The following is a 25,472-nucleotide window of genomic DNA, read 5'->3' on the forward strand; positions in this document are numbered from 1 at the left end:
GTTCCTTCTTTCGGTTGGGTCAAAACAGTGAACGGTGCATATGCGGGTCAGCGGGTGAGCGCGGCGGTGATGCGCTCGGTGTTGGTGCGCATCATGTCCAGGTAGGTCTCGGCGCCGGAGCCGGGGGCGCCGAGGGATTCGGTAAAGAGGCCGACGACGGCGATGTCCAGCCCCGCCTCCTGGGCCAGCACCTGCGCCAGGCGGTCCGGCTGCGACGAGTCAATGAAGATGGCCGGCACGGCGGCCGCCCGGATCTTCCCCGCGAGCTCATCCAGGTCGGAAGAGCTGGGGGAGGCCAAGGTGGTGCCGCCGGGAATGACGGCACCGGTGACGGTGAAGCCAAACCGGGATGCGAGGTAGCCAAAGACGTGGTGGTTGGTGACGAGCTGTCGCCGCTGGGCGGGGATGCGGGAGAAGGAGGATTCCATCCGGGCATCGAGTTCATCGATCCGGTCGCCGTACACCGCTGCGTTTTCCCGGACCGTGTCCGGATCAGCGGACGGAACGTTGGCGGTGACGGCGTCGGCAATCAGGTCAACCGCGTCTGATACGCGATGCGGATCGGTCCAGAAGTGCGGGTCCGGCACGTCGGCAGTTCCGTCCCCGGCACCGGTTTCGGCCGCGAACGGCAACGGGTCCAGGGCGTCAGCGACCGCAAGGACGGGCACACCCTGGTCCGCCGCGGCGCCGACGTGGCGCAGCACCCCCTCTTCCAGCCCGAGTCCGTTGGAGATCAGCAGATCAGCTGACTCCAGCTGGGCCGCCTGCTGTGCGGAGATGCCGAAGGAATGCGGATCTGCCCCCGGCTGCATGAGCACCACGACATCGGCCTCCGTGCCGACGATGTTGGAGACCAGATCCCCCAGGATGTTCGTGGTGACGACAATCGTTCCCCGTTTTTCCTCTGTTCCGGTGAGCGCCGTACAGCCCGTAAGCGCCGTGCATGCGGCGAGGACGCCGGCCAGGAGTCGCCCGGCCCTCATCGTCCCGTCTCCACGATCAGGCGGGCAGGCTGGCCGGGATCCAGTTCGCGGGCGGTCCGAAGGCCGTCGGCATAGTCGATCTCGACGATGGATCCGGACTGTTCGTCATTGATGTAGGCGCGTTCCGGGTCAATCTCCAGATCAGGCACGGTGCCCGGTGTGATCGGGCCGGCCAGGAGGTGCCGGCTGGTGTCCGCTGCGCTTCCCTCCGGGGCGGAGGCCGTGGTCAGGGCAAAGAGCGTGCCGCTGGCCCCCAGCGCCAGGACGCGGGTGCCGTCGCCTGCAGCCGCTGCTGTCACCAGCGGCTCGGGTGTGGCAAGCAGCTGCCAGGTTTCAGCGGCCGCATCAAAATGCCAGGCCCCTGCGGTTCCGGCCACCGCAGCCAATTCGTTGGAACCCGGGCGGTGGTCAAACGCGCGGGCCCTCTCGACACCCAAGGCAGGACCGTCGCCGGTTGCCGGGTACGGGATGTGCCGGGCCACAGGAACACCAGAGTTTCCGGCGGTGATGACCAGGGCTCCGTCCGCACAGCCGAAGACAGCACCCGTGCGGGTCACTGCGTGTCCCTCCAGTTCCGGACACTGTGCGCCGGTAATGCCGGTCTGCCGTCCGTCGGCGGAATAGAGCCCGACGGCGGAGGCACGTTCCGCTCCCGGCTCGGCAACCGAGACAAGGTAGGAGTCGCCAAAGGGGACGGCCACACCGCGGTGCGCCGCTACGGTGAAACGGGTTTCGGCAACGGTTCCGGCGCCCAGGTCTTCATGGTCCAGCACGGCCACGGTGCCGTCGCCGAAGAACACGGCGGAACGGCCGTTGTTGCTCGCTATGCTCCCCGGCTCCGGGCCGGTGATGCTCCCCACGATGCGGGGCTCCGCGGAGTAATAATGCCGGTGGTCTCCGTGGTTGACGGTCCAGCCCCCTGCATCCACAACGTGGACAGTTCCGTCTTCCGGGTTCGACAGGAAGACGAAGCGGCCGGTGCCGGCTGCCGCTTTCACGCCCGGGAACCTGCCCAGGTCGGTCACCGATTCATCGGCCGGATCGGTCACGCTGACATGCCCGTCTGCGCTGACCGTGGTCAGCCGCGCCTGGGGTTCGGCAGCCTCCGCGGCACCGGCAACATAGCCGTGCGGTGTTCCTGTTGCAGGCGGACCGGAAGAAGCGGGCTCCGCGGGGCTGCCTGCAGTCGCCATGCACCCCGTCAGCAGCAGGGCCGCGGCGGTTAGGGCAAACACTGAGCCGCTGATCCTCGCCGGTGCGATGCGGCGGATGGAACCAGGGGGAGGTCCAGGCGGCGGCAAAAGGGCCGGGGAAGGGACGGCGGAATGATGCATCATGGGTGGCTCCTTGTGCCTGGACGGGGGACGGGCAGTACTTCTGATGTGGAAACTGGAGTGGGAACTGGTGCTGGATCTGCGCGGATGCCGGCGCCGGCGCCGCTCCTTCCGCAGATGCGGGACGCGCGGGCCAGCAGCGGCCGGAGGGCCGCGGACAGGAAAAAAGCGAGGACTGCCACGGCCGTGATGCTTGCCCCTGCGGCAGTGGAGGCGTGCCAGGAGATCAGGAGCCCGGCGGCAACGGCCGCCGCTCCGATGGCTGCGGCGAGAAGCATCATCGCCGGAATCGTTGTGGTCCACAGCCGCGCAGCTGCGGGCGGGGCGATGAGCAGGCCGAATACCAGCAGTGTTCCGACCACCTGGAACGAGACAGAGACCGCGATGATCATCAGAGCCATCAGGGCGCCTTGCGCCAGGCCGGGGCGGAGGCCAAGAGTCTGTGCCTTGCGCAGGTCGAAGGCAGCCGCGGCAAAGGCACGATGGAAAGCCAGCGCCAGCACGCAGGTGACCAGCAGGCCGGCGGCGAGGACGGCCAGGTCCCGTGGCCGGACGGCGAGGATGTCGCCAAAGAGGATGCCGGTCAGATCCACTGCAAAGGATCCCGAGCGGGAAATGATGATGACCCCCAGGGCGAGCATGCCGGCAAAGAGCATCCCGATGGCCGTGTCCTGGGACATGCGTCCGCTGCGGGCAGCCGCACTCATGCCGGCGGCCATCAGCGCGGCGCTGGCTGCCGCTCCGAGCAGCGGATTGACCCCGAGGAGCGTTGCCGCAGCAACACCCGGAAGCATTCCGTGGGACATGGCATCCCCCAGGAATGCCATCCCCCGCAGCACAATCCAGGTGCCTGCCACGGCACAAAGCACAGCCGCCAGCACACCGGCCAGCAGTGCCCGCTGGACAAAAACAACCGCGAACGGTTCAAGCAACCAAGTCATCACGAGAGAAACCCTACAATAGATAATGAGAATCAATCGCAATAAGACATTTCCATGCAAACCTGAGGAGATTCATGCCGGCCTTCACCGTTCAATCAGTGGCCTTCGGATACCGGGGGCGGGCAGTGTTCACGGACCTGTCCCTAGCCGTTCCCCGAGGCGCGCTGACCGCCCTGGTCGGGGGCAATGGGGCCGGCAAATCGACTTTGCTGTCCCTGCTGGCGGGCGTACACAAGCCCCATGCCGGCCGGGTGCAGGCACATATTCCCGGCCGGGCTGCGCTCGTGGTGCAGCGCTCGGCGGTGCCCGATGCCTTTCCCATCACCGTGCAGGGCGCCGTGGGCATGGGGCGGTGGGCACACTCCGGACTGATCGGCAGAACGACGGCGAAGGATCGGCGGGCAGTGGAGGAGGCCATGGAACGAATGGGAATCCGGGAGTTGGCGGACAGTCCGCTCGGGGAACTCTCCGGCGGCCAGCGTCAGCGTGCACTGGTGGCACAGGGGCTGGCGCAGGACTCCGGGGTGCTGCTGCTCGACGAACCTGATGCCGGTCTGGACCAGTCGGCGCTGCGGCTGATCGACGAGGCGCTGCGGGCTGAAGTGCGCAGGGGAGTCACGGTCCTGCAGTCCACTCACGACGTCGCCCGGGCTTCCACCGCCGACTGCTGCATCCGTCTGGCCGGCGGGAGGGCCGCCGTCGAAACGGCTGATATTGCAGTTCCCGGCAGCCGCAGCGGATTGGAGCACACTCCCGGTTTCCCGTAAGGTAGACCGAAGGTGCGCCGGGAAGTCTGGTCGGCAATAACATTGTCGACCGCATTTTTAGGAGATTTCCGTGCAGCCCAATAATTCCCCGAAGCCGGCAGCTGAAGGCGGACGCCTGTTCAGCCGCGGCAGCTACAGCGAGAAACTTCGCATCAGCGAAATCCTGCGCAAGGAAACCGTTGGCGGCATGCTGCTGGTGGCGGCAGCGCTCATCGCCATCATCTGGGCCAACTCACCGCTGTCGGACAGCTACTTCGCGCTGCGGGACTTCGAAATCGGCTACGAACCGTGGCACCTGCAGCTGAGCCTGGGGGCGTGGGCTGCGGACGGGCTCCTCGCCGTGTTCTTCTTCCTGGTGGGACTGGAGCTTAAACGCGAATTCGTCGCAGGGGACCTGCGCAACATCAGCAAGGCGATCGTGCCGGTGGCTGCCGCCGTCGGCGGCGTGGCCGTTCCGGCCGCCATCTACGCCGTCATCAACCTCGGCAGTCCCGAAAGCCTCACCGGCTGGGCGGTCCCCACAGCCACGGACATCGCCTTCGCCGTAGCCGTCCTGGCCATTATCGGCTCTCACCTGCCTTCCGCCCTGCGGATATTCCTGCTGACCCTGGCTGTGGTGGATGACCTGCTGGCCATCACCATCATCGCTGTCTTCTACACCGATGAACTCAAGATCACCCCGCTGCTCCTGGCAGTTGCCGGCCTTGCCCTGTACACCTTCCTGGCACAGAAGTACCGCCGCTTCTTCGGGCTGAAAGCAACCGCCGCCTGGTTCATCCTGCTGCCCATCGGCGTCGTCGTCTGGGCCCTGGTGCATTCCTCCGGCATCCACGCGACCGTTGCCGGCGTTCTGCTGGGCTTCGCCGTTCCCGTCATCCGCAGCCAGGCCAGCGGCGGACCCGAAGCCGGTCCCGGCCTTTCTGAAATCTTCGAGCACCGGTTCCGCCCCATCTCGGCCGGATTCGCGGTACCGGTCTTTGCGTTCTTCTCCGCCGGAGTGGCCGTGGGCGGTTGGGACGGCTTTATGTCCTCGCTGACGGACCCCATCTCCCTGGGCATCATTGCCGGCCTGGTGCTGGGCAAGCCCATCGGCATCCTGGGCACCACCTGGCTGCTGACAAAACTGACCAAGGCCCGGCTGGATTCGTCCTTCAGCTGGATTGATTTGTTCGGCGTGGCAGTGCTCGCCGGCATCGGCTTCACCGTGTCCCTGCTGGTGGCGGACCTCAGCTTCGGCTCCGGCACCATTCCCAATGACCACGCCAAGGTCGGGATCCTCACCGCCTCCGTTTTGGCCGCGATACTGGCCTCCCTGGTCCTGACGCCGCGCAACCGCCATTACCGCGCCGTCGAAGCTGAAGAAAGCACCGACGACGACGGCGACGGCATCCCCGATGTCTATCAGCAGGGCCACGGGACTAAATAGGGCGGGTCCGCACCCGCGGCGGCACGGAGCATTTCCGCCGGGACCGCAGGCCGCTACAGTCTGACACCATGCCTACAATCTCGGTGGTTATCCCGTCCCGGAACGATGCACCGATGCTGTCCGCCTGTTTGGCTGCCGTTCAGCGGCAGACCCGGCAGCCGGAGGAGATTGTGGTGGTGGACAACGGCAGCACGGACGGGACGGACGCCGTCTGCGCCGCGGCGGGGGTGCGGCGGGTGCCCCTGGACGTCCCGGGAATCGCCGGGGCGACGGCGGCCGGGTTCGACGCCGCCGCCGGGGACATCCTGGCCAGACTGGATGCAGACTCGGTTCCGCCGCCGGACTGGCTGGAAGGGGTGGAAAAGATCCTCGCAGCGCAGGGGCCCATGACTGCGGTTACCGGCCCCGGGGATTTTTACGGCGGCAACCGCCTCACGAGGTGGATTGGGCGAACCATTTACATTGGCGGCTACATCCGCGTCGTCGGCCTCCTCCTGGGCCACCCGCCCCTGTTCGGATCCAACTTTGCCCTGTCCGCGCCCATGTGGAAGCAGCTGCGCGAGCGCGTCCACCGCGACCTGCCCCAGGTCCACGATGATCTGGATTTGAGTTACCAGATTCGCCCCTGGATGTCCGTACTGTATGACCCGACCCTGCGCGTTGGGGTCTCCGCCCGGCCGTTTGATGACTGGAGCGGGCTGCGCCGCCGGCTGGTCATGGCCTGGCAGACCTTCGACCTGGATTTTCGGGCGGAGCCGCCGCTGGCCCGCCGTCGTGCCCGCGCCTCTAGCGGGCCGACTCGTAGAGCGCCAGGAGATCACGGCTGAGCTGGTGCGGCGCGTCCTCGCACGGCCCGTGTCCGGTTCCGTAGACGGCAAAACCGGCACCGATGGCCTGGGCAAAGGCATAGTGCTGATACAGCGGCCACACATCCGCCCGGCCCACGGCCACCAGCTTGGGCTGCGGAGCGGCAGCCAGGGTTTGCCGCAGATCCGGTGACCGCTTCATCAGCGACACGATGTCCTGAAGCGAATCCTTGCGGGTGTAGTCGAAGCGGTGGCGGATGAACTCCATGCGTGCGGCCGGCACCCCCACAAAGTTCCGCCGAATGCCCCAGACAATGAGCCCGGCATGCATCTTGTCATTGACCAGCGGACTGAACCTGCCCACCCGGCTGACGGTGCGGAAACTCTGGCCGGGAACCGGGGGACAGCTGAGCAGGCACAGTGAACGGAAGAGGTCGGGGCGGCGCTGCAGGGCAATCTGCGCCACAATCCCGGCAAAGGAGTAGCCCAGGACATGCACTGCACCGGAAAGGGACTCGAGGACAGCCAGGAGGTCGTTCACGAAGAGGTCATAGCTGTAATGACTCTGTGGCGGGTTCAGATGCTCCGGTCCGGCGGAGGAAGACTCATACTGCCCGGCCAGGTCATAGCTGAGGACGTAGTACCCCGCGGCCGCCAGCAACGGCATCATCAGCGCAAAGTCCTCCTTGGACCCCATCGCCCCGGGGACCAGGAGAACCGGCGGATCGGTCTCAGCCCCCATGGTCCGCATGGCCAGTGAGCCGCTGGGCGCCTGGAACGAGCGGGAAACCGAGCCAGCCGGAGGAGTAGCCCAATCGACCTCTCCCAGCCGGGCATCGAGGCGCTGGGCTTCGTCGAGGAAAACCGGGTACGCGCGCAGAGGGTTCCGTCCTCCGCGCACGCGTGTCAGGTTTCGCCAGGCCATACGCCACGATAACCGTGCGTGCCGCCCGGATGGCAGACACGGGCCGCCGAAAGGCAGCCGTCACCTGCTATCCGCCGGTTCAACGGAGCGGACACTGACCGGATAGAATCATTGTCCTGTCCGGATTACCGACGAGGAGATGACGTTGAAGTTTCCCCCCAACAAGTACGTCTACCGCAGCATTGTCCTGACCGGAGTCCTGTCCTTCAAAGCCCTGCGGATTCCCGTTATTCCCTCTGGTCTGGAGAATCTTCCCACCGATGAAGAAATCCGCGGCCTGACGCGCACCGCCGTGCCCGGCAAGGGAGCGGTCGTGGCCATCACCCACTTCGGCTATCTGGACTTTGCTTTCGCCGAGTACCTGGTGTGGAGGAAGCTCAGGGCACACATGCGCTTTCTGGTCACCAAGAAGGCAGCCCGCAAACCGTTCGTCAAGGCTGTCTGCGAGATGTGCGAGCACATCGTCGTTGACCGGTCCGACGGCGCCGCCGCGTACGCCGAGTCTGTGGAAGCCCTGCGCCGCGGCGAATACCTGGCGGTGCTGCCCGAAGCCGGTGTCAGCCGCAGCTTCAGCGTCCGCAAACTCAAGACCGGTGCCGTGCGCATGGCAGCCGAAGCGGGAGTGCCGATCATTCCGGTCTCCGTGTGGGGCAGCCATCGCATGCTCACCCGCGGGGGCCACGGCCTGAGCCTGAAGTCCGTGTGGAAGAACCCGGTCCGTATCCATGTCAGCCCCATGATGCGCGTTGCCCCGGACGCCTCGGTGACCGAGGAAACCGAGATGCTGCAGAAAACCCTGCAGGCCGGCATGGACCACTGCATCGACACTTATCCGGTGAAGCCCGAACCCGGGGCCTGGTGGATGCCCGTCAGCCGCGGCGGGAGCGCCATGACGATCGAAGAGCAGGTCATCCTGGACGAACAGGACCGCGAAAAGTACAAGATCACCGGATAACAGGGCTCAGCTGTTCAGGAAGTCCAGCAGTGCGGCGTTGACGTCATCGGCGTGCGTCCACAGCAAACCGTGCGGGGCGCCCTCCACCTCAAGGTAGCGGGCGTCCGGCAACGCCGCGGAGAACGGCCGGCCGGTCGCATCGATGGGCAGGATATTGTCCTCCGTACCGTGCAGGATCAGCACCGGAAGCCCTGATTCCCGGACCTTGGCGACGTCTTCGCGGAAATCGGTGAGCCAGGACGGCACGACGGCGTAGGCGGCCCGCGGAGCACTTCCCGCGGCCACGTTCCAGCTGCCCCGGACAGCCTCCTCGCTGATGCGGGTACCCAGGTTCTCCGAAAGGTTGTAGAAGTCCGAGAAGAAATTGTCGAACCAGGCAAAGCGGTCGTCCTGTGCAGCCGTGGCGATGCCTTCGAAGACTTCCGCCGGCACCCCGGTCGGATTGTCATCGGTCTGCAGCAGGAACGGTTCCAGCGAGGACAGAAAGGCCAGGCCGCTGATCCGGTCGGTTCCGTGCCGGCCAACATAGCGGGCGAGCTCACCCGTTCCCATGGAGAAGCCCACGAGCACCACGTCCTGCAGGTCCAGTTCGTTGATGATGGCGGCAAGATCGTCGGCAAAAGTGTCATAGTCGTAGCCGGTGTTCGGCTGGCTTGACCGCCCGAAGCCGCGGCGGTCGTAAGTGATCACCCGGTAGCCGCCGCCCAGCAGGGCACGGGTCTGCCGTTCCCACGAGTCGCCGTCCAGCGGGTATCCGTGGATCAGCAGCACGGGCTGGCCGGACCCCTGGTCCTGGTAGTACAGGTTGATGTCGCCGGTGTTTTCGGTCCCTACAGTGACATGGGGCATGACGGTTCCTTTCAAGGCTGACGTGTGAAAAAAGTCTTTCTCGCTGAACCGCTCCTCCGCAAGAGAAATGTCGGGCACCGGCGCTTGGAAACGCAGAACAGGAGTACCGGGATGCCTGCGGCCAAAGTGAGTTCCTCTGCTGTGCAGCTGCCCGGCAAACGGTTTGCCGCTGCTGCTGATAGCTTGGACCCCATGTCCCTGCAGACGGAATCCGAGGTTCTTTTCATCGGCGGACGGTCGGGCGTGGGCAAGAGCGCCGCCGCCCTGGAACTGCATGCGCTGCTCACCCGCCATGAGATCCGGCACGCCGTCATTGAAGGGGACAACCTCGACCTGGCGTATCCGGCGCCCTGGAAAGAGCCCTCCCCGTGGCCGCAGGGACTGGCCGCCGTGAACCTGGCCGCCATGTGGCGCAACTACCGGGCCCTCGGCTACCGGCGCCTGATTTACACCAACACCGTGGCTGTGCGCGAAACGGCTGAACTCTCAGCGGCCATGGGGGACAGCCCCCGTGTTCACGCGGTACTCCTGCGCGCCTCCGACGGGTGCACAGACGAACGGCTGGGCTCCCGCGAATCCGGCAGCACGCTGCAGGAACACGTGTCGAGAAGCAGGGCCGCTGCTGCGGCCCTGGACCGGGACACACCCGGCTGGGTGCACCGGATCGACACCGACAACTCAAGTGCCGCCGCCGTCGCCGCCCGCCTGCTGGACCTCACCGGCTGGGCCGGCCAGGGAAGCTAACCGCCGATCCCGACGACGGCGATCATCACCGGCACGATCGTGACGATCAGGATGGCTCCCAGAATGTCGAAGAACAGCCCGGTCCGGATCATCCGGGTGATGGGCACGGCTCCCGTTCCGTAAACGATGGCGTTCTGCGGTGTGGAGACCGGCAGCATGAACCCGAAGGACGCGGCAAAGGTGGCGGCCAGCGCCGGGACAAAGGGATCGACGCCGATGGCCTGGCACAGGGGGATGACAATGGGCACGATCACCGCGGCGGAGGCGGTGTTGGACGTGGTTTCGGAGATCAGGATGGCCAGGATCGCGGAGAAGGCCGTAATGGCCAGAATGTTGGTGATGTTCAGGTTCTCCGAGGCGCCCTGGCCGATGGTTTCGGCCAGGCCGGTTTCGGCAAGCAGTGCACCGAAGATGATTCCGGTGCCAAAGAGCAGAATGGTTCCCCAGTCGATCTTCGCTGCATCTGCCCAGGTCAGCGTGGCCTGCCGCTGCTTCCAGTTCACCGGCAGGATGAACAGCAGCGACGCGCCGATCACGGCAACGATTCCCTCATCCAGACGGTCGTCCAGAAAAATGTACGCTTCTGACTCGGTGCCTCCGATCAGGCTTGCGACGGCGGGGGCCAGCCACAGGGTCACCGTCACGCCGAAGGCGATCAGCGTGTTGACCTCCGCCCGGGACATCTTTCCCTGCGCCGCGCGCTGTTCGCGCACATACTCCTCCACGCCCTCCAGCCGGCGGATCTCGGGCCGGTTCAGCAGCAGCATAACCAGCGCCAGCACCACGAACATGGCCAGGCAGACGGGCGCAGCGATGGCCATCCACTGGGCAAAGGAAATCCGCACCCCGGTGGCCTCTTCAATGAGCCCCCGCCCGATCAGATTCGGCGGCGAGCCAACCGGAGTGAGCAGCCCGCCCACGCTGGCTCCGTAGGCGAGCATCAGCAGCAGGGCTGCACCGACGCGCAGCCGCAGCGGATCGAAGTCCGCTTTCACCGTGCCGCGGTCCTGCATCAACTGGGCAATCACCACCAGTACGCCCAGGGCGGTGGGCATCAGCATGGCCACCGTGGCGGTGTTGGAGACAAAGGCGGAGAGCAGGCAGGTGATCACGCCGAAGGCAATCACCACCCGGTACGTGGACTTGCCGACGCCGGGAGCGGACAGCACGGCAAAGGCCAGGCGCTGGGCGATCCCGTGTTTGAGCATGGCCTGAGCCAGGATGAAAGCGCCAATAAACGTGAAGATGGTGGTGGATCCAAAGGGTGCCAGGACCGCACTGGCCGGAGCCACTCCCAGCACCACAACCGCCGCGACTCCAATCAGCCCGCCAATGGGGATGGGCACCGGTTCGCAGATCCACAGGACAATGACGCCCAGCAGAACCGCGGCCAGCAAATGCTGCTGCGATTCCAAATTCAGCGGCAGCAGGGCAAAAACAACGGCGACGACGGGGGCCAGGAACAGTCCGATGGTTTGCCTGGTGCGTTCAAACTTCTCCTCCCGCGGAGAGAGTGTTTGTTCGCTCAGGCTGCGGAAGGTGGTCCCGCCCAGGAGCGCCGCACGCACATCCGTGCGCTGCGGAGCCCCCGAATCTTCGGTTGGAGCCGGCTGCTGTGTGTACACGTCGGAGTCCTTCCTCGTTGAATTGCGTTCACTATGGCCCAGTCCCTTGTGCCGCGTCCAAAACCTGTTGTCTACTTCCCCATAGGCGAAACCAATGGGTCGGGGCCAATGCACGGAGCCAATGCTCTGCGGCGGCATCCGCGCCCGGGATCCGTTCACCCGAATGCAAGGGAGCTTTCGTGGACGTCAGGCACCTGAAGTACTTCCTGGCCGTAGTGGACCACCAGGGGTTCACACGGGCAGCAGAGCGGCTGCTCATCGCCCAGCCCTCCCTGTCGCAGACCATCAAAAGCCTGGAACGGGATTTGGGGGTTCCGCTCTTTCACCGGGTGGGCCGCAACGTCGTCCTCAGCGAGGCAGGACGCGAACTGGTGGGCCCGGCGCGCGTCGTCGTCCGCGACCTCGACGCCGCCCGCTCGGCAATCGACGAGCTTAAGGGCATGCGCCGGGGACGACTGGACGTCATCGCCATGCCCTCGCCCGGGATTGAGCCGCTGACCTCGATCATTGCGGCTTATGCACGCACCCATCCCACGGTCACCGTCAACGTTGAGGCGGCCTTCACCCGCGATGACGTAGTAGCGGCGGTCCGCGACGGAAGTTCCGAGATTGGGCTGCTCGGTTCGGACCGGCCCTTCCGGGCGGCGGACATCGATGTGCTGCCGCTGGACCGGCAGCCGCTGATTCTGGTGCTCAATCCGCATGCCGTCCTCCCCGAAGGCAAAAGCGCAGCGCTGGACAAGAACAAGGACAACGACGACGACGACGACGACGGCGACGACTGCAACGGCAGACCGGTGCTGGCGTGGGAGGACCTCTCCGGTCAGCGGATGGTGGTCTCACAACGCGGATCCCTGATGCGGTGCGCGGTGGATGAGGCGGTGGTGAACGGCGTTGACCTGGAAATCGCCGTTGAAGTGGCGCACCGGACCTCGGTCCTCCCGCTGGTCCTGGCCGGTCTGGGGCACGCCGTCCTGCCGTCGTCGTGGGCTCCGCTGGCCCGGCAGGCGGGACTGCGGACAGCCGCCCTTGAACCGGCCGTGTACCTGTACGTCTCCGCCCTCAGCCGCGCATCCGACCTGACCCCGGCCGCTCGGGCCTTCCTCGCGGTCGCCGCGGGACCCAAGGCCGCTGCCGTCCCCGGATAGAGAACACCTATTGATCGGATACGGATTCGGTCTTTGACTCCGCTGCCCCGTGCCGCTCTAGTGGAGGGGACAATCGACCCTGAAGGCGGGAGCAGGAGATGGCCGGGCAAAGGATCTACCGGATTGCGGCTATTCCGGCCGACGGCGTGGGGAAGGAAGTGATTGCCGCCGGCAGGCGCGTGCTGGACGCTCTCGCCGAGCAGTCCGCAGCAGGAAGGGACGAACCGCACTTCGGGTTTGAGTGGACGGACTTCCCCTGGGGATCCGAATACTATGCGCAGCACGGAATCATGATGGACCCGGACGGGCTCCAGCGGCTGCGGAACTTCGACGCGATCTACTTCGGTGCCGTGGGCTGGGAGAACGTTCCGGACCATGTGAGCCTGTGGGGGCTCCGGCTGAACATCACGCAGAACTTCGACCAATGGGCCAACGTGCGCCCGGTGACGTTCCTGCCCGGCATCGAGTCGCCGCTGCGCAAGGCGGACCGGATGCCGCTGAACTGGGTGGTGGTCCGGGAGAACAGCGAAGGCGAGTACGCCGGGCTGGGGGGACGCAATCTCTCCGGTCGGGGCCCGGGCAATGAAGTGGCGGTGCAGACGGCACTGTTTACGGAGAAGGGCTGCGAGCGCATCATCCGCTTCGCCTTTGACCTGGCCCGTACCCGTAGGGTGCGCAGGGTCTCCAGTGTGACCAAGTCCAATGCCCAGCAGTACGGCTCAGTGCTCTGGGACGACGTGTTTCACCGGGTGGCCGCGGAATATCCGGACGTTCAGTCGGAGAGCGTCCTGGTGGATGCCATGAGCGCCAAGTTTGTCCTGCATCCGGAGGACTTGTCCGTGGTGGTGGCATCGAACCTGTTTGCGGACATCCTCTCCGACCTGGGCTCGGCGCTCGCCGGCAGCTTGGGTCTGGCGGCGAGCGCGAACCTCAATCCGGAGCGGCGCTTTCCCTCCATGTTCGAACCGGTCCACGGCTCCGCCCCGGACATCGCCGGCCGCGGCATCTGCAACCCGGTTGGCGCCGTTCTGAGCGGAGCGCTGATGCTGGAACATCTGGGCCTGCCCGCTGCCGCCCGCCGGCTGGAGAGCGCGGTGGAAGCCGTCACTGCGGCCGGCTGCACCACGGCGGACGTGGGCGGAACCGCAGATACGGAAGAGGTCACTGCCGCCGTCGTTGAGGCACTGAAGTTCTTTCCCGGACAGTGAGGCTTGCAGACCCAATAAGCCTGCGGGACTAGCCGATCCGGTTGAGGATTTCCCGGGTGAATTCCTCGGTTCCGGCAGTGCCGCCCAGGTCCCGGGTCCGTACCGGGGATTCAGCAAGCACACCAAAGACTGCTTCGAGCACCTCAGCTCCGGCCTCCGCGTGGCCCAGGTGATCCAGCATCATGGACGCGGACCAGATGGCGCCCAGGGGATTGGCGACCCCCTGGCCGTAGATGTCCGGGGCGGAGCCGTGGACAGGCTCAAACATGGAGGGGTACTCCCGCTCCGGGTTGAGGTTGGCCGAGGGAGCAATGCCGATGCTGCCGGCAATGGCTGCGGCCAGGTCGCTGAGGATGTCCCCGAAGAGGTTCGATCCCACGATGACATCGAAGCGGGAGGGGTTCAGCACCACCTTTGCGGCCAGGGCGTCGATGTGTTCCTGGTTCCACTGCACCCCGGGATACTCCGCCGCCCGTTCCTGCAGCAGCTCGTCCCAGAAGGGCATGGTGTGGATGATGCCGTTGGATTTGGTGGCTGAGGTCAGGATGCCCCTGCGCTGTCCGGCCAGGTCAAAGGCATAGTCCAAAATCCGGGTGACGCCGCTGCGGGTGAAGATTGATTCCTGAATGGCCATTTCAGAGGGCAGTCCGCGGTTCATGCGCCCGCCGATCTCCGAATACTCACCCTCACTGTTTTCGCGCACCACCACAAAGTCCACGCCCGGTTCGGTCAGCTCAGCGCGCAGGGGACTGGGAACACCATCCAAGACCCGGATGGGGCGCAGATTCACGTACTGCCGGAACTCCCTGCGGATGGGAATCAGCAGCCCCCACAGACTCACATGGTCCGGCACTCCGGGCCAGCCGACCGCGCCGAGCAGGATGGAATCGTGTCCGCGGATCTGGTCCAGCCCGTCCTCGGGCATCATGGCGCCCTTGTCCAGATAGCGCTGGCAGGACCAGTCGAATTCGTCATAGGTCAGTTCAATGCCGTGCCGGGGCGCGACGGCGTCGAGCACGGCACGGGCGGGCGGCAGCACCTCGTGGCCAATGCCGTCGCCGGGGATGAGGGCTATGCGGTAGCGGTCAGTCATGGGCCCCATCACATCGGGAACGCGCCTGTGTTGTCAAAAGTGGCCGCTGTTGTCGTACGTGGTCGGACGACGGCGGCGCGTTCCCGGTGCGGTGTCAGCGCTGGGCAGCGGGGCGGATGATGATTTCGTTGACGTCTACGTTTGGCGGCTGGGTGACGGCAAAGAAAACCGCGCTGGCAACAGCGTCCGGAGAGATCTGCGCCGCCCGGTAACCGATCATCAGATCCGCTGCGTACGGATCGGTGATGTGCTCCGCGAGCTCGGATTCCACGACGCCGGGGGAAACGGTGGTCACCCTGATCGAGGGGTCCGACTCCAGCCGGAGGCCCTCGGTAAGTGCCCGGGCGGCGTACTTGGTCGCTGAATAGACAGCGGAGGTGGGAGAAACTTCGTGTGCTCCGACTGACGCAATCGTGACGACGTGGCCCGATCCCTGTTCGCGGAAGTGCGGCAGCACAGCGGCGATCCCGTTGTAGAGCCCGCGCACGTTGACATCGAACATCCGGTCCCATTCATCGACCAGCAGCGAGTCCAGACGCGAGAGCAGCATGACGCCGGCGTTTCCAACGAGGATGTCCAGACGCCCGTGCCGGGCGGTGATGTCGGCGGCCAGCGCCGCGAACGCCTGCCTGTCCGTAACATCCAGCGGCAGGGCCTCGGCGGAGAGGCCATCTTCGGTGAGTTCGGCGGCGATGGCCTCCAAACGGTCCTTGCGACGTCCGGTAAGGATGACGGTGTGCCCTTCGGCGGCGAGGCGCCGTGCAATTGCCTCGCCGATCCCACTGCTCGCCCCGGTGACGAGGGTTATTTTCCGCGTCCCCCGATCGTCGGAGCCCGCTGCGGCGTTGGTCTTCTGACGGTTTGTGCTGTTCTCGTAATTAGCAGTCATGACCGCCACTCTCCCCGGTTCCGCCGGGACACGTGAAGGACGCACTGACCCTAGGAGCAGCGCACCCTGCCTGGCCGGACCGGAGGCACCTATAGTGAACGCGTGTCAAACTATCCGCTCGGTGAGTTTCTCAGGGCCCGCCGTGCCCTGCTGCGCCCGGAGGCGCTTGGCTTTGCTTCCTCCGGCCGGCGCCGGGTGCCCGGGCTGCGGCGCGAAGAGGTTGCCACAATGGCGGCCCTGAGCATTGACTACTACACCCGGCTGGAACAGGGACGCGAACGTCACCCGTCCGTCCAGGTCCTTGAGACGCTCGGCACCGCCCTCCGGCTGGACGACGACGCACGCCGGCACCTCTACCGGCTTGCCGGCTTGATCCCCGGACCTGCGTACGGCGCCACGGAAAGGGTGAACCCGGAACTGCTGAGCCTGATGGACATGTGGCCCAACAACCCTGCGGTCGTCCTGGGCAAGGCCTACGACGTGCTTGCCGGCAACCGGCTTGCCTACGCCCTCTTCGACGGCTTTCAGCACGGCCCCAACCTGATACTGAAACTCTTCCTCGATCCCGGTTCACGCACGTTCTATCCGGCCTGGCAGCAGGTAGCCGCCAACACCGTGGCCGGTTTCCGCATCCTCCACGGCACGGCACCGGAAGATCCGCGCGTCACCGAGGTGCTGGAGACGCTCCTGAACGGCAGCGATGAGTTCACCGCCCTCTGGGAACGCCATGATGCCCGGGAAAAGCGACTGGAAAGCAAACGGTTCCGGCACCCCGAGGTTGGGGAGCTCACCCTCCACATGCATGCTTTCGAGGTGAAGGCGGCACCCGGCCAGGAGCTCATCGTCTACCGTGCGGAAACCGGTTCGAGCAGCGCAGATGCCCTGGCCCTGCTCGGGGCCCTCGCTGCTAGTCCAGAAGGTGCCGAAGGTAGCGGCGGGGCTCGTTCAGGTAGGACTTCCAGTTAGTGACCAGATCCAGCTCGTCCCATTCCCGCCGCGAAATTCCGTGCTCGCCGGTTTCATAAATGGCGGCACCGGGCAGGGAGGCCAGCACGGGGGAGTGCGTGGCGCACAGGATCTGGGAGCCGTTGGCCACCAGATCGTTGAGCACTCCCATCATCGCCAGAGTCGAACTGAAAGACAGTGCCGCCTCGGGTTCGTCCAGGCAGTAAAAGCCCGGACGCTGCAGGTAGGTTTCCGCAACAGCCAGAAAGGACTCCCCGTGGCTCATGGTGTGGAAGTCGTGGCCGCCGGCAAGCTGGTCCTGAAAGGTGTAGAAACCGTGCATGGTTTCCGCCCGCAGGAAGAACCCCCATCTGGGAGCTCCGGGCTGGCGCACCAGCGTAAGCCAGTTGTTCAGCGGAGATTCGGTTTTCTGCGTGGAGTGCGCCGAATGGACACTCCCGCCCTCCGGACCCAGTCCGTAGGCTGCCGCGACCGCCTCCACCAGGGTGGATTTTCCGCTGCCGTTCTCGCCGACCAGGAAGGTCACGCCCGGAGGAAGGTCCAGTCCCCGGGACAGGACGGCGGCGACGGCGGGGATGGTGGCCGGCCAGCGGTCGGCCGGAATGTCCACGCCCTCTTTCGCCCGGATTTCCCGGACCAGCCGGGAATCGTTGAGCCCGCGCGTTTCATGCATGCTCTCCATTGTGGCAGGGCGTACCACCCGGGCCGCCCTGCTCCCTGCCCGGCGTGCCGAGGTGCAGGATCAGTGTTTGGCCGCCCGGACCAGCGCCCGCACACCGACGACGGCGGCCGCACCGCCCAGGATCCACGGGCCGGCCGCGGTAAGCGGGGCCACCGCCTGCTCCTTGAGGTCGGCCCTGTTCCTGCCGAACCGGGAGGACATTCCGTGCCGGGTGAACTCACTGAGCACGCCTGACTCGGTCACCGGATTGTCCGGGCGAAGAGTCAGGAAAGAGCGCAGATGGCTCCCGCCTGCATCCACCCGGTCAGCGGCAATCAGGATGAGCCAGTGCGCCGCGCGGGCTTCGCCGTACCGGTAGGCATACCGGCGGATAGCTCCGGAGACGCCCTTCAGCGGAGCGGAGGTTCCGAAAACGGGAGTGAGGAACTCGTGCTCAATCGAGCGTTCCCTCGGCTGCTTCTCGGGCTGGCGTTCCGGAAAGCTCCAGCGGGCGCCGGTCTCCAGGTCCGTGCGTTCCTTGGGCACCGAGGGGCGGTTCCGGGGATCCGCATCCGCGCCCCAGCCCGGAATCCGCGCCCGCAGCTCCTCATTGGAGAATTTGCGTTTGGATGCGCCGGCAACGTAGGGCGTGCTTGGTGTTTCCGTCATGGTTTCCTCGCCTTCAGGACGCGCTGGGAATGATGAGCGGCTTGATGCAGTCATCAAGCTTCGCCGAGAACATGTGGTAGCCCTCCGCAATGTGTTCCAGCGGGATGCGGTGGGTGATGATGTCGCTGGGTTTGAGGTAACCGTTGGCGATGTGTTCGAACAACCGCGGCCACTGCCGCTTGGCCGGGCACTGGTTCATGCGCAGTGTCAGACCCTTGTTGAGGGCATCGCCAAATTTCACGGCGCTGAAGATGGGACCGTAGGCTCCAACCACGGACACGGTGCCGGCCTTCCGGACCGAATCAATAGCCCAGTTCAGGGCCACCGGAGATCCGCCCTGCAGCTTCAGCTGGGAGGCACTGACGTTCTGGAGGAAGCTGCCGTCCGCCTCCGCTCCCGCAGCGTCAATCACTACATCCGCGCCGAGGTAATCGGTGGTTTTTTTCATCTCCACCACAATGTCCCCGTACTCGGAGAAGTTGAAGGTCTCAGCGTGGGCAAAGGTGCGGGCCTTTTCGAGCCGGTAATCCAGATGGTCGATGACGATGACCCTGCCGGCGCCCATCAGCCAGGAGGAAGCGGCCGCGAAGAGTCCCACCGGTCCGGCGCCGAACACGATGACGGTGTCCCCTTCCGTGATGTCTCCCAGCTGTGCGCCGAAGTACCCCGTGGCGAGGGCATCGGTGAGCAGCACGGCGTCCTCCTCGTCCAGCCAGTCGGGAATGATGCTGGGGCCGACGTCGGCGAACGGGACGCGGACAAACTCCGCCTGCCCGCCGTCGTACCCGCCGCAGGTGTGGGAGTAGCCGTAGATGCCGCCCACCGCCGTCGCATTGGGATTGACGTTGTGACAGTTGGAGTAGAGTCCGCGAGCGCAGAAGTAGCAGGAACCGCAGTAGATGTTGAAGGGGACCATGACCCGGTCTCCCACCTTGAGGTTCTGTACCGAAGGCCCCACCTCGTGGACCACGCCCACAAACTCGTGGCCGAAGGTGGTGCCCACCCGGGTGTCGGGCATCATTCCGTGGTAAAGGTGCAGGTCAGATCCGCAAATAGCTGCGGCGGTCACCCGAACGATTGCGTCGTTGGGGTGTTCAATGACCGGAATGTCTTTTTCCTCAACACGGACCTTGTACGGCCCGCGGTATGTCATGGACCGCATCCGTCACTCCTTTTAGCAAGCATGCTGATGAATTACTTACCCTGCCGCCTGCCTTTGGCGCCGTCAAGAGTGAAAGTGCGGGCAGGGGAACCGTCTGGACACGGTTCGAACGGACGTTCCCCTATCGGATCCGGCACCGGCGGGCAGTACGCTGTGGGCACGGCCATCCAAACCTCTGGAGAGCAACCATGAGCACACTGCCTGATCGGCCCCGCACTGCCTTGATGATTATCGACATGCAAAAGGGGGTGGTGGCGGAGGCACACGAACGGGATGCGGTGATAGCCAACATCAGCGCCCTGCTGGACAGCGCGAGGTCCGCGGCGGTCCCCGTGGTGTGGATCCAGCATCACGACGACGACCTCCCGGAGGGCAGCGAAGAGTGGGAGTACATCCCCGAGCTCGCGCGTCTGGACTCGGAGCCACTGGTGCACAAGGCTTACGGTGATTCCTTTGAGGGGACCGACCTGGAAAGCGTCCTGGCCGGTGCGGGAATCGGGCGGCTTGTTGTTGCCGGGGCGCAAACAGATGCATGCATCCGCTCGACCATCCACGGGGCTTTTGCCCGCGGATATGACGTCACGCTGGTGGGGGACGCCCACACGACGGATGACATGGCCCAGTGGGGTGCACCTGCTCCGGAGGCGGTTATTGCCCACACAAACCTGTACTGGCAGTTCCAGTCGGCACCCGGGCGCACGGCAAGCGTCGTGGAAACGTCGGCGGTTGATTTCTCCGTTTAGGGCTTTCACCGCTGGAAGCCTGGGTATCTCCGGTCCTGCCTCATCCGCCCATGCGCCATCCCCCGGAATTATTCTAAAGAAGCCTTGCTAAAGAAATCTTTAGCATGCAGACTCTGGTCATGGATTCCTCGACCGACAACGGTAAAGACAGCCGCGACCCGCTCTCCGACGCACGACCGGGTGCCTACCGTCCGCGCAGCGGGGAGGAGGTCATATCCGACCCGGTCCGCATCAGGGCCCTGGCACATCCGGTCCGGCTTGAGCTGCTTGATTTCCTCGACGACGTGGACCAAGCGACAGCCACCGAGTGTGCTGCCGGCATCGGAGAATCGGTGGCCAGCTGTTCCTATCACCTGCGCATGCTGGCCAAGCACGGTTACATCGTGCAGGGGGAGCGGGCCGGACGGGAGAAACCCTGGCGGGTGCTGTCCCGGGGAAGGTCGCACATCCCCGACCGCGATGCTCCAGGATCCCTCCACGCCTTGTCTTCCATGGCTGCCATCCACGTAAACCGGCAACTGGACCGTATCCAGTCCTGGCTCCGCCGTGCTCCGCAACTGCCGTTTGAAGATATGGATGTTGCCACCATTTCCAACTCCAGCTTCTACGCCACCCACGAGGAGCTCCGGCAGCTGCGGGCGGACCTCTGGGATATCGCCGCCCGCTTTGACGGCCGCTGGCAGCATCCGGAGCAGCGCCCCGATGGGTCGGTTCCGGTCCAGCTCTTTACTGTGCTGAACATCGATCCGGATTTCGGAACGCCGGCGGCGCCGGAGCATGGCACCGGAGAGGGCCGGCAGTGAGCACCGGGAATCCGATTGCCTCCGCTTCCGCTGACACAGAACATCCGGCGGGCAGCGTCGGCACCAACCGGGAGGCGTTCCGTATCCCCGCTTTCCGCAGGCTTGCCCTGGCCTGGGTGTTCTCCAACTTCGGTGACTCCGTGCTGTTCCTGACGGCGGCGATCTGGGTCAAGCAACTCACCGGCAGCGACGCCGCGGCGGGCATGGTGTTCGCCGCACTGGGGCTGCCTGCGCTGCTGTCTCCCCTCATGGGCAAGCTCGCGGACCGCTACCGGCGCAAGCCGGTCGTCATCATCAACAACGCGTGTGCCGCCGTCGTTGTCCTCGTTCTGCTTGGCGTGCGGGACGCAGACCAGCTGTGGCTGATCTACACAGTGATGTTTGGATACGCTACGTCGTCCTATGTCACGGCTGCTGCACAGTCCGGTCTGCTGCGGGACCTGCTTGCCGATCGCCTGCTGGCGCCGGCCAACGGAATCCTGAGCAGCATTGACCAGGGACTGCGGATTGTCTCCCCGCTGCTGGGTGCGGGCATGCTGGCCCTGTGGGGGATGGACTCGGTGGTGCTGCTGACGTGCGGCTGCTTTGTGGCTGCCGCAGGGGTGCTCGGAACACTGAAGCTGACGGAGTCCGTGTTTGCCGTGGACAGCACCGAAACATTCTGGCAAAGCACAACGGCGGGCTTCCGGTTCCTGGCCCGGCACGCCCTGCTTCGACCCGCTGTGGCCACCCTCTGCGCTGCGGTGGGAGCCACAGGCGTCCTGAACGTCACCATCTTTGCCACCAATGAACAGGGCCTGGGCATGCCGCCGGAGTTCCTCAGCGTGCTGCTCAGCACGCAGGGGGTTGCAGCAGTGCTCGGGGGCCTCAGCGCCTCAGCAGTTATCCGCAGGTTCGGCTTCCGTGCCACGATGATCATCTCGGTGGTGGTGCTGTCGGTCGCCGTCCTGCTCACAGCGCTCACGGTCCCGGCGCTGGTGTTTACCGCCGCAGTGCTCCTGGGAGTCAGTGCGTCCTGGCTGGTGATCGACTTTGTGACCCTGCGGCAGCGGGAGACGCCGGGAAGAATGCAAGGCAGGGCCGCAGCAGCAACGCACGTCCTGACCAACGTTCCCCAAGTGGCGGCGTCCATGGCCGCTGCGGCCCTGATCGGCGTCGTGGATTACCGGCTGCTGATAGCCGCAATGGGAGCTATCTGCCTCCTGGCGGTCCTGCCGCTGTTCCGGAGCGCCGGCGCTCGCCGTCCCGTGGGTTGAGGGCCCGTATCCCGGAACGGGCCCCCAACCGCAGCGAAGGCTCTTAGCCCTTGCTGACCTCCACCTCAATCACGGCCCAGGACAGCGCAGGCAGTGACAGGCGGAGCTCGCTGCCGGCTGCCTTAACGTCCTGGAGCGGGGTCAGGCCCACCTGCTCGCCGTCGGCCTGGGAATTGATGGCAAACCGGTCCTTGCCGGCAGGAACCTGCAGGACCTCGGCGCGGAGGATGCGTCCGGCCTCGAAGCCTCCCAGCCCGACCTCCACATCCGCGGACTCTTCCAGGCCGCGGTTGGCGAGGAAGAGCGCCACTTTGCCGTTCTCCTCATCCCAGGTGGCGCTGACGTCCACTAGGTCGGCGCCGCCGAAGCGGGTGGTTTCATACTTGTCCGAATCCACCGCCGTGCGCAGGATCTGGCCCCGGGCCAGGGCGGCCATGCGTGCAAACGGGTGGAAAATGGTCTGCCGCCAGGCCGGACCGTTTTCTTCGGCCATGATCGGCGCAATCACGTTCACAAGCTGCGCCTGGTTGGCGATGGTGACGCGGTCACCGTGCCGCAGCAGCGAGTTCAGCAGCGTACCGACGACGACGGCGTCCGTCACGTTGTACTTGTCCTCGATGACGCGGGGGTGCTCGCGCCAGCCCGCCCGGGCCACAGCTTCGGGCTGGTCCTCGGTGGCCAGGCCCCGCTGGTACCAGACGTTCCATTCGTCGAAGGAAAGGTTGATGAACTTCTTGTGCTTGCCCCGCGCCCGCACGGCGTCGGCCGTGGCAACCACTGACTCAATGAAGTAGTCCATGTCCACGGCGCTGGCGAGGAAACTCTCGGCGTCGCCTTCTTCTTCCTGGTAGTAGGCGTGCAGGGAGACATAGTCCACCTCGTCATAGGCGTGGCCCAGAACGGTCTGCTCCCAGGCTCCGAAGGTGGGCATGCCGGAACCGGAGCTGCCGCAGGCCACCAGTTCCAGGTCCGGATCCACGTAGCGCATGGCCCGGCCGGCTTCCTGGGCCAGCCTGCCGTATTCATCCGCCGTCTTGTGGCCGGTTTGCCACGGCCCGTCCAGCTCGTTGCCCAGGCACCAGAGTTTGATGTTGAACGGATCCTTGTGTCCGTTTTTGGCCCGCAGGTCGGAAAGGTAGGTGCCGCCGGGGTGGTTGGCGTACTCCACCAGTTCACGGGCGGCGTCGACTCCGCGGGTGCCCAGGTTGATGGCTTCCATGATTTCGACGCCGGCCTTACGGGACCAGTCAACAAATTCATGCAGGCCAAAGGCGTTGGTCTCCACCGTGTGCCAGGCTCCGTCCAGGCGGACAGGGCGCTGGTCCACCGGACCCACGCCGTCTTCCCAGTTGTAGCCGGAAACAAAGTTGCCCCCGGGGTAGCGGACCACGGTGGCACCGAGTTCCTGGACCAGTTTCAGGACATCACGGCGGTATCCCTGCTCGTCGGCTTCCGGATGGCCCGGTTCGTAAATGCCGGTGTAGACGCATCGGCCCATGTGCTCCACGAAGGAGCCGAACAGGCGGCGGGGTACCTCGCCTATGGTGAAGTTGCGGTCAATGCTGATCCTGGCGCGGGACATATGTTTTCTGCTCCTTGATTGTTGGTGCTGTGGAGATCCGGGTGCTGGGTAAATCGGGGTGGAACGGTCAGGTGCCGGCAAGGCCGGTGGTGGAAATGCCTTTGATGATCTGCCGCTGGAAGAAGAGGAACACGATGATCAGCGGCAGGGCAGCGAGCAGGGCCGAGGCCATGTTTTGCGCATATTGGATGCCGTAGGCACTCTTGATGGTCTGCAGCCCCACGGGAAGGGTCAGCAGCGAGGATTCGTTCGTGGCGATGAAAGGCCACAGGAAGTTGTTCCAGGCTCCGATGAACACGAAAATGGCGACGGCGGCCAGAATAGGCCGCGACAGGGGAAGCACTATCTGCAGGAACACCCGCATGCGTCCGGCGCCGTCCATGATGGCTGCTTCCTCCAGCTCCCGCGGAATCTGGTCAAAGAACTTCTTGAGGACAAAAACCATGGCCGGAGCTATGACCTGGGGAAGAATGACGGCCCAGTAGGTGTCAATCAAATGCATGGAGAGCATCTGGTAAAACAGCGGAATGATCAGCACCGGCGGTGGAACCACAATGGAGGCGATGATGACCGCCATGAGAATTTGCTTGCCCTTGAAATCAATCCGGGAGAGGGCGTAGGCGCACAGTGCGGAGATCACCAGGGTAATGACGGTGATGACGGTGGAGGTGAAGAGCGAATTCCACGTCCAGAGCGGAATATTGCCGGCGCTGAGCACTTTGGAGAATGCATCGAGGGTAAAACCCGTGTGGGGAAACCAGGTCAGCGGTGTGGCGGCGGCCTCCGTCTCGGACTTGAATGCGGTGACCGCAGCCCACGCGTAGGGGATCAGCCAGATGACTGCCAGGACCGAAACGATGACGGTGGCGATAATCCGTGCCGGCGTAGTCCGCTTGCGGTTTTGCAGGGGAGCGGGCTTTTTTGGTGCGGACGGAGCTCGGGTGAGTGCCGGTGCTGCCATGTCAGACGCTCCTTCGGCGGGTGATGAAGAACTGTCCAAATGACACCAGGACAATGAGGGCAAAGAACACGTAGGAGATTGCTGCGGAGTAGCCGAGCCGGTAACCCGTGAATCCGGATTCGAAAATGTACTGCACGATCGTCCTGGTGGTACCGGCCGGGCCGCCGGCGGTCATCTGGTAAACCTGGTCGAAAATCTTCAGTGAGGCCAGTATCTGCAGGATGACAATGAGCACCGTGGTGGGACCAAGCTGGGGCAGGGTAATGGAAAAGAACTGACGCCATCCGCCGGCGCCGTCCAAGGCTGCCGCCTCATAGTGCTGCTGCGGAATATTCTGCATGGCGGCCAGATAGAGCAGGAAGTTGAATCCAACTGTCCACCACACGGTGGCAATAACGATTGCCCACATGGCGATGTTGGGGTCATTCAGCCAGGCAACCGGCGGAATTCCCACCTTGGAAAGAATGTCATTGATCAGGCCCAGCTGCGGGTTGTACATCCACGAGAAGAAGAGGGAAACAACGGTGGAGGCCAGCAGATAGGGGGAGAAGAAGGAAAGCCGCCACAGCCACTGTGCAGGCAGGCCCATGTTGACCAGTGCTGCCAGTGCCAGGGCGATAATCACCAGCGGCACGGTGCTGATGACGGTGAAGTACAGGGTGTTTCCGAGCGAATGCCACATGTCGGGATCAGCAAATGCTTCAGTGTAGTTGGCCAGGCCCAGCAGTTCGTCATTCGCGCCGGTCAGGGATTTTCCGGTGAAGCTCATATAGAACCCGTAAACGAGGGGTCCGATCAGGAATGCCAGGAAGAACACCAGGAAGGGTGCGCTGAATGCCCAGCCGGCAAGGTTGTTGCCCCGTGTCCGGCGCAGCGGATTGGCAGGTGGGGGCGAGGGTGCCGGCGCGCGTCTGTCGGCACCCTCGGGAGCGGTTGCGATACTCATGAAGGACTCCTTTGTCGCTTTCACTGCAGT

At 64.9% G+C, this 25,472-nt stretch carries 25 protein-coding genes; 11 read left to right on the forward strand and 14 right to left on the reverse strand.

Annotated features, from left to right (window positions below; genetic code table 11):
• Positions 1-47 precede the first annotated feature (47 nt).
• The 3 genes from aztC to aztB all read right to left on the reverse strand — a co-directional run bounded on the left by aztC (position 48) and on the right by aztB (position 3,258).
• Positions 48-983, reverse strand: a complete 936-nt coding sequence (gene aztC, locus AC4D2Q_RS10415; RefSeq protein WP_490946397.1) for a zinc ABC transporter substrate-binding protein AztC — start codon at positions 981-983, stop codon at positions 48-50.
• Positions 980-2,218: a hypothetical protein gene (locus AC4D2Q_RS10420; protein ID WP_490946398.1), complete on the reverse strand. Its 1,239-nt coding sequence runs from the start codon at positions 2,216-2,218 to the stop codon at positions 980-982. The genes aztC and AC4D2Q_RS10420 overlap by 4 nt, the downstream gene beginning before the upstream one ends.
• 98 nt (positions 2,219-2,316) lie before the next feature.
• Entirely contained in the window at positions 2,317-3,258 is a 942-nt protein-coding gene (aztB, locus tag AC4D2Q_RS10425; RefSeq protein ID WP_490946399.1) for a zinc ABC transporter permease AztB, read from the reverse strand.
• 74 nt (positions 3,259-3,332) lie between these two features.
• Between aztB and aztA the strand changes: the two genes are divergently transcribed.
• The 3 genes from aztA (at position 3,333) to AC4D2Q_RS10440 (ending at position 6,278) form a co-directional block, all read left to right on the forward strand.
• Positions 3,333-4,025 carry a zinc ABC transporter ATP-binding protein AztA gene (gene aztA / locus AC4D2Q_RS10430; RefSeq protein WP_490946400.1) on the forward strand — a complete coding sequence of 231 codons (693 nt, stop codon included), beginning with the start codon at positions 3,333-3,335 and terminating at the stop codon, positions 4,023-4,025.
• Between the two features lie 70 nt (positions 4,026-4,095).
• Positions 4,096-5,451, forward strand: coding sequence for a Na+/H+ antiporter NhaA (gene nhaA / locus AC4D2Q_RS10435; RefSeq protein ID WP_490946402.1), 1,356 nt, complete (start codon positions 4,096-4,098; stop codon positions 5,449-5,451).
• Positions 5,452-5,519: 68 nt separating this feature from the next.
• The gene (locus tag AC4D2Q_RS10440; RefSeq protein ID WP_490946403.1) at positions 5,520-6,278 is read left to right on the forward strand and encodes a glycosyltransferase family 2 protein; all 759 of its coding nucleotides are present in this window, start codon (positions 5,520-5,522) and stop codon (positions 6,276-6,278) included.
• Here the strand turns inward: AC4D2Q_RS10440 and AC4D2Q_RS10445 are convergent.
• Positions 6,238-7,182, reverse strand: coding sequence for an alpha/beta fold hydrolase (locus tag AC4D2Q_RS10445; RefSeq protein WP_490946404.1), 945 nt, complete (start codon positions 7,180-7,182; stop codon positions 6,238-6,240). The two genes, AC4D2Q_RS10440 and AC4D2Q_RS10445, sit on opposite strands and share 41 nt — an antisense overlap.
• A 139-nt stretch (positions 7,183-7,321) precedes the next feature.
• On the opposite strand from AC4D2Q_RS10445, the gene AC4D2Q_RS10450 reads away from it, so the two are divergent.
• Positions 7,322-8,137, forward strand: a complete 816-nt coding sequence (locus tag AC4D2Q_RS10450) for a lysophospholipid acyltransferase family protein (protein WP_490946406.1) — start codon at positions 7,322-7,324, stop codon at positions 8,135-8,137.
• 6 nt (positions 8,138-8,143) lie between these two features.
• Here AC4D2Q_RS10450 and AC4D2Q_RS10455 read toward each other — a convergent pair whose 3' ends face one another.
• Positions 8,144-8,986, reverse strand: coding sequence for an alpha/beta fold hydrolase (locus AC4D2Q_RS10455; protein ID WP_490946407.1), 843 nt, complete (start codon positions 8,984-8,986; stop codon positions 8,144-8,146).
• A 111-nt stretch (positions 8,987-9,097) separates the two neighbouring features.
• Between AC4D2Q_RS10455 and AC4D2Q_RS10460 the strand changes: the two genes are divergently transcribed.
• Positions 9,098-9,730 carry an ATPase gene (locus AC4D2Q_RS10460; protein WP_490946408.1) on the forward strand — a complete coding sequence of 211 codons (633 nt, stop codon included), beginning with the start codon at positions 9,098-9,100 and terminating at the stop codon, positions 9,728-9,730.
• Here AC4D2Q_RS10460 and AC4D2Q_RS10465 read toward each other — a convergent pair.
• On the reverse strand, positions 9,727-11,355 hold the full coding sequence (locus tag AC4D2Q_RS10465) for an SLC13 family permease (RefSeq protein ID WP_490946409.1): 1,629 nt from the start codon (positions 11,353-11,355) through the stop codon (positions 9,727-9,729). The genes AC4D2Q_RS10460 and AC4D2Q_RS10465 overlap by 4 nt on opposite strands.
• Before the next feature lie 179 nt (positions 11,356-11,534).
• Here AC4D2Q_RS10465 and AC4D2Q_RS10470 point away from each other — a divergent pair, with 179 nt between their 5' ends.
• The gene (locus AC4D2Q_RS10470) at positions 11,535-12,503 is read left to right on the forward strand and encodes a LysR family transcriptional regulator (protein ID WP_490946410.1); all 969 of its coding nucleotides are present in this window, start codon (positions 11,535-11,537) and stop codon (positions 12,501-12,503) included.
• Positions 12,504-12,601: 98 nt separating this feature from the next.
• Positions 12,602-13,711, forward strand: a complete 1,110-nt coding sequence (locus AC4D2Q_RS10475) for a tartrate dehydrogenase (protein ID WP_490946411.1) — start codon at positions 12,602-12,604, stop codon at positions 13,709-13,711.
• A gap of 28 nt (positions 13,712-13,739) precedes the next feature.
• On the opposite strand, the gene AC4D2Q_RS10480 is transcribed toward AC4D2Q_RS10475, so the two are convergent.
• Both AC4D2Q_RS10480 and AC4D2Q_RS10485 read right to left on the reverse strand, forming a co-directional pair.
• Complete coding sequence (locus AC4D2Q_RS10480) at positions 13,740-14,804, reverse strand: tartrate dehydrogenase (RefSeq protein ID WP_490946412.1); 1,065 nt, start codon at positions 14,802-14,804, stop codon at positions 13,740-13,742.
• A 94-nt stretch (positions 14,805-14,898) separates the two neighbouring features.
• Positions 14,899-15,693, reverse strand: a complete 795-nt coding sequence (locus AC4D2Q_RS10485) for an SDR family oxidoreductase (protein ID WP_490946413.1) — start codon at positions 15,691-15,693, stop codon at positions 14,899-14,901.
• 102 nt (positions 15,694-15,795) lie between these two features.
• On the opposite strand from AC4D2Q_RS10485, the gene AC4D2Q_RS10490 reads away from it, so the two are divergent.
• Positions 15,796-16,659, forward strand: coding sequence for a helix-turn-helix transcriptional regulator (locus AC4D2Q_RS10490; RefSeq protein ID WP_490946414.1), 864 nt, complete (start codon positions 15,796-15,798; stop codon positions 16,657-16,659).
• On the opposite strand, the gene AC4D2Q_RS10495 is transcribed toward AC4D2Q_RS10490, so the two are convergent.
• The 3 genes from AC4D2Q_RS10495 to AC4D2Q_RS10505 all read right to left on the reverse strand — a co-directional run bounded on the left by AC4D2Q_RS10495 (position 16,601) and on the right by AC4D2Q_RS10505 (position 19,151).
• Positions 16,601-17,332 carry an AAA family ATPase gene (locus AC4D2Q_RS10495; protein ID WP_490946415.1) on the reverse strand — a complete coding sequence of 244 codons (732 nt, stop codon included), beginning with the start codon at positions 17,330-17,332 and terminating at the stop codon, positions 16,601-16,603. The two genes, AC4D2Q_RS10490 and AC4D2Q_RS10495, sit on opposite strands and share 59 nt — an antisense overlap.
• Positions 17,333-17,401: 69 nt before the next feature.
• Positions 17,402-17,989 (reverse strand): hypothetical protein, encoded by a 588-nt coding sequence (locus tag AC4D2Q_RS10500; protein WP_490946416.1) that lies wholly within the window; start codon positions 17,987-17,989, stop codon positions 17,402-17,404.
• A gap of 13 nt (positions 17,990-18,002) precedes the next feature.
• A complete protein-coding gene (locus tag AC4D2Q_RS10505; RefSeq protein ID WP_490946417.1) occupies positions 18,003-19,151 on the reverse strand; it encodes a zinc-dependent alcohol dehydrogenase in 1,149 nt (382 codons plus the stop codon).
• A 188-nt stretch (positions 19,152-19,339) separates the two neighbouring features.
• Between AC4D2Q_RS10505 and AC4D2Q_RS10510 the strand changes: the two genes are divergently transcribed.
• The 3 genes from AC4D2Q_RS10510 to AC4D2Q_RS10520 all read left to right on the forward strand — a co-directional run bounded on the left by AC4D2Q_RS10510 (position 19,340) and on the right by AC4D2Q_RS10520 (position 21,953).
• Positions 19,340-19,894 carry a cysteine hydrolase family protein gene (locus tag AC4D2Q_RS10510; RefSeq protein ID WP_490946418.1) on the forward strand — a complete coding sequence of 185 codons (555 nt, stop codon included), beginning with the start codon at positions 19,340-19,342 and terminating at the stop codon, positions 19,892-19,894.
• Between the two features lie 119 nt (positions 19,895-20,013).
• Entirely contained in the window at positions 20,014-20,697 is a 684-nt protein-coding gene (locus AC4D2Q_RS10515; protein WP_490946419.1) for an ArsR/SmtB family transcription factor, read from the forward strand.
• Positions 20,694-21,953, forward strand: coding sequence for an MFS transporter (locus AC4D2Q_RS10520; RefSeq protein WP_490946420.1), 1,260 nt, complete (start codon positions 20,694-20,696; stop codon positions 21,951-21,953). Before AC4D2Q_RS10515 ends, AC4D2Q_RS10520 begins: the two co-directional genes overlap by 4 nt.
• Before the next feature lie 43 nt (positions 21,954-21,996).
• On the opposite strand, the gene arfA is transcribed toward AC4D2Q_RS10520, so the two are convergent.
• The 3 genes from arfA to AC4D2Q_RS10535 form a co-directional block, all read right to left on the reverse strand.
• Positions 21,997-23,535: an arabinosylfuranosidase ArfA gene (gene arfA, locus AC4D2Q_RS10525; protein WP_490946421.1), complete on the reverse strand. Its 1,539-nt coding sequence runs from the start codon at positions 23,533-23,535 to the stop codon at positions 21,997-21,999.
• Between the two features lie 67 nt (positions 23,536-23,602).
• Positions 23,603-24,496 (reverse strand): carbohydrate ABC transporter permease, encoded by an 894-nt coding sequence (locus AC4D2Q_RS10530; protein ID WP_490946422.1) that lies wholly within the window; start codon positions 24,494-24,496, stop codon positions 23,603-23,605.
• A gap of 1 nt (position 24,497) precedes the next feature.
• Positions 24,498-25,442: a carbohydrate ABC transporter permease gene (locus AC4D2Q_RS10535; RefSeq protein ID WP_490946423.1), complete on the reverse strand. Its 945-nt coding sequence runs from the start codon at positions 25,440-25,442 to the stop codon at positions 24,498-24,500.
• Positions 25,443-25,472 lie beyond the last annotated feature (30 nt).

It is taken from the genome of Arthrobacter sp. TJ-178, from assembly GCF_058269275.1.

What these genes read in the sequence shown, in the direction of transcription:
- aztC (WP_490946397.1), bottom strand. Translation starts at nt 983, where the DNA reads ATGAGGGCCGGGCGACTCCTGGCCGGCGTCCTCGCCGCATGCACGGCG.
- aztB (WP_490946399.1), bottom strand. Translation starts at nt 3,258, where the DNA reads ATGACTTGGTTGCTTGAACCGTTCGCGGTTGTTTTTGTCCAGCGGGCA.
- aztA (WP_490946400.1), top strand. Translation starts at nt 3,333, where the DNA reads ATGCCGGCCTTCACCGTTCAATCAGTGGCCTTCGGATACCGGGGGCGG.
- AC4D2Q_RS10440 (WP_490946403.1), top strand. Translation starts at nt 5,520, where the DNA reads ATGCCTACAATCTCGGTGGTTATCCCGTCCCGGAACGATGCACCGATG.
- AC4D2Q_RS10445 (WP_490946404.1), bottom strand. Translation starts at nt 7,182, where the DNA reads ATGGCCTGGCGAAACCTGACACGCGTGCGCGGAGGACGGAACCCTCTG.
- AC4D2Q_RS10450 (WP_490946406.1), top strand. Translation starts at nt 7,322, where the DNA reads ATGACGTTGAAGTTTCCCCCCAACAAGTACGTCTACCGCAGCATTGTC.
- AC4D2Q_RS10455 (WP_490946407.1), bottom strand. Translation starts at nt 8,986, where the DNA reads ATGCCCCATGTCACTGTAGGGACCGAAAACACCGGCGACATCAACCTG.
- AC4D2Q_RS10460 (WP_490946408.1), top strand. Translation starts at nt 9,098, where the DNA reads ATGCCTGCGGCCAAAGTGAGTTCCTCTGCTGTGCAGCTGCCCGGCAAA.
- AC4D2Q_RS10475 (WP_490946411.1), top strand. Translation starts at nt 12,602, where the DNA reads ATGGCCGGGCAAAGGATCTACCGGATTGCGGCTATTCCGGCCGACGGC.
- AC4D2Q_RS10480 (WP_490946412.1), bottom strand. Translation starts at nt 14,804, where the DNA reads ATGACTGACCGCTACCGCATAGCCCTCATCCCCGGCGACGGCATTGGC.
- AC4D2Q_RS10485 (WP_490946413.1), bottom strand. Translation starts at nt 15,693, where the DNA reads ATGACTGCTAATTACGAGAACAGCACAAACCGTCAGAAGACCAACGCC.
- AC4D2Q_RS10495 (WP_490946415.1), bottom strand. Translation starts at nt 17,332, where the DNA reads ATGCATGAAACGCGCGGGCTCAACGATTCCCGGCTGGTCCGGGAAATC.
- AC4D2Q_RS10500 (WP_490946416.1), bottom strand. Translation starts at nt 17,989, where the DNA reads ATGACGGAAACACCAAGCACGCCCTACGTTGCCGGCGCATCCAAACGC.
- AC4D2Q_RS10505 (WP_490946417.1), bottom strand. Translation starts at nt 19,151, where the DNA reads ATGCGGTCCATGACATACCGCGGGCCGTACAAGGTCCGTGTTGAGGAA.
- AC4D2Q_RS10510 (WP_490946418.1), top strand. Translation starts at nt 19,340, where the DNA reads ATGAGCACACTGCCTGATCGGCCCCGCACTGCCTTGATGATTATCGAC.
- AC4D2Q_RS10515 (WP_490946419.1), top strand. Translation starts at nt 20,014, where the DNA reads ATGGATTCCTCGACCGACAACGGTAAAGACAGCCGCGACCCGCTCTCC.
- arfA (WP_490946421.1), bottom strand. Translation starts at nt 23,535, where the DNA reads ATGTCCCGCGCCAGGATCAGCATTGACCGCAACTTCACCATAGGCGAG.
- AC4D2Q_RS10530 (WP_490946422.1), bottom strand. Translation starts at nt 24,496, where the DNA reads ATGGCAGCACCGGCACTCACCCGAGCTCCGTCCGCACCAAAAAAGCCC.
- AC4D2Q_RS10535 (WP_490946423.1), bottom strand. Translation starts at nt 25,442, where the DNA reads ATGAGTATCGCAACCGCTCCCGAGGGTGCCGACAGACGCGCGCCGGCA.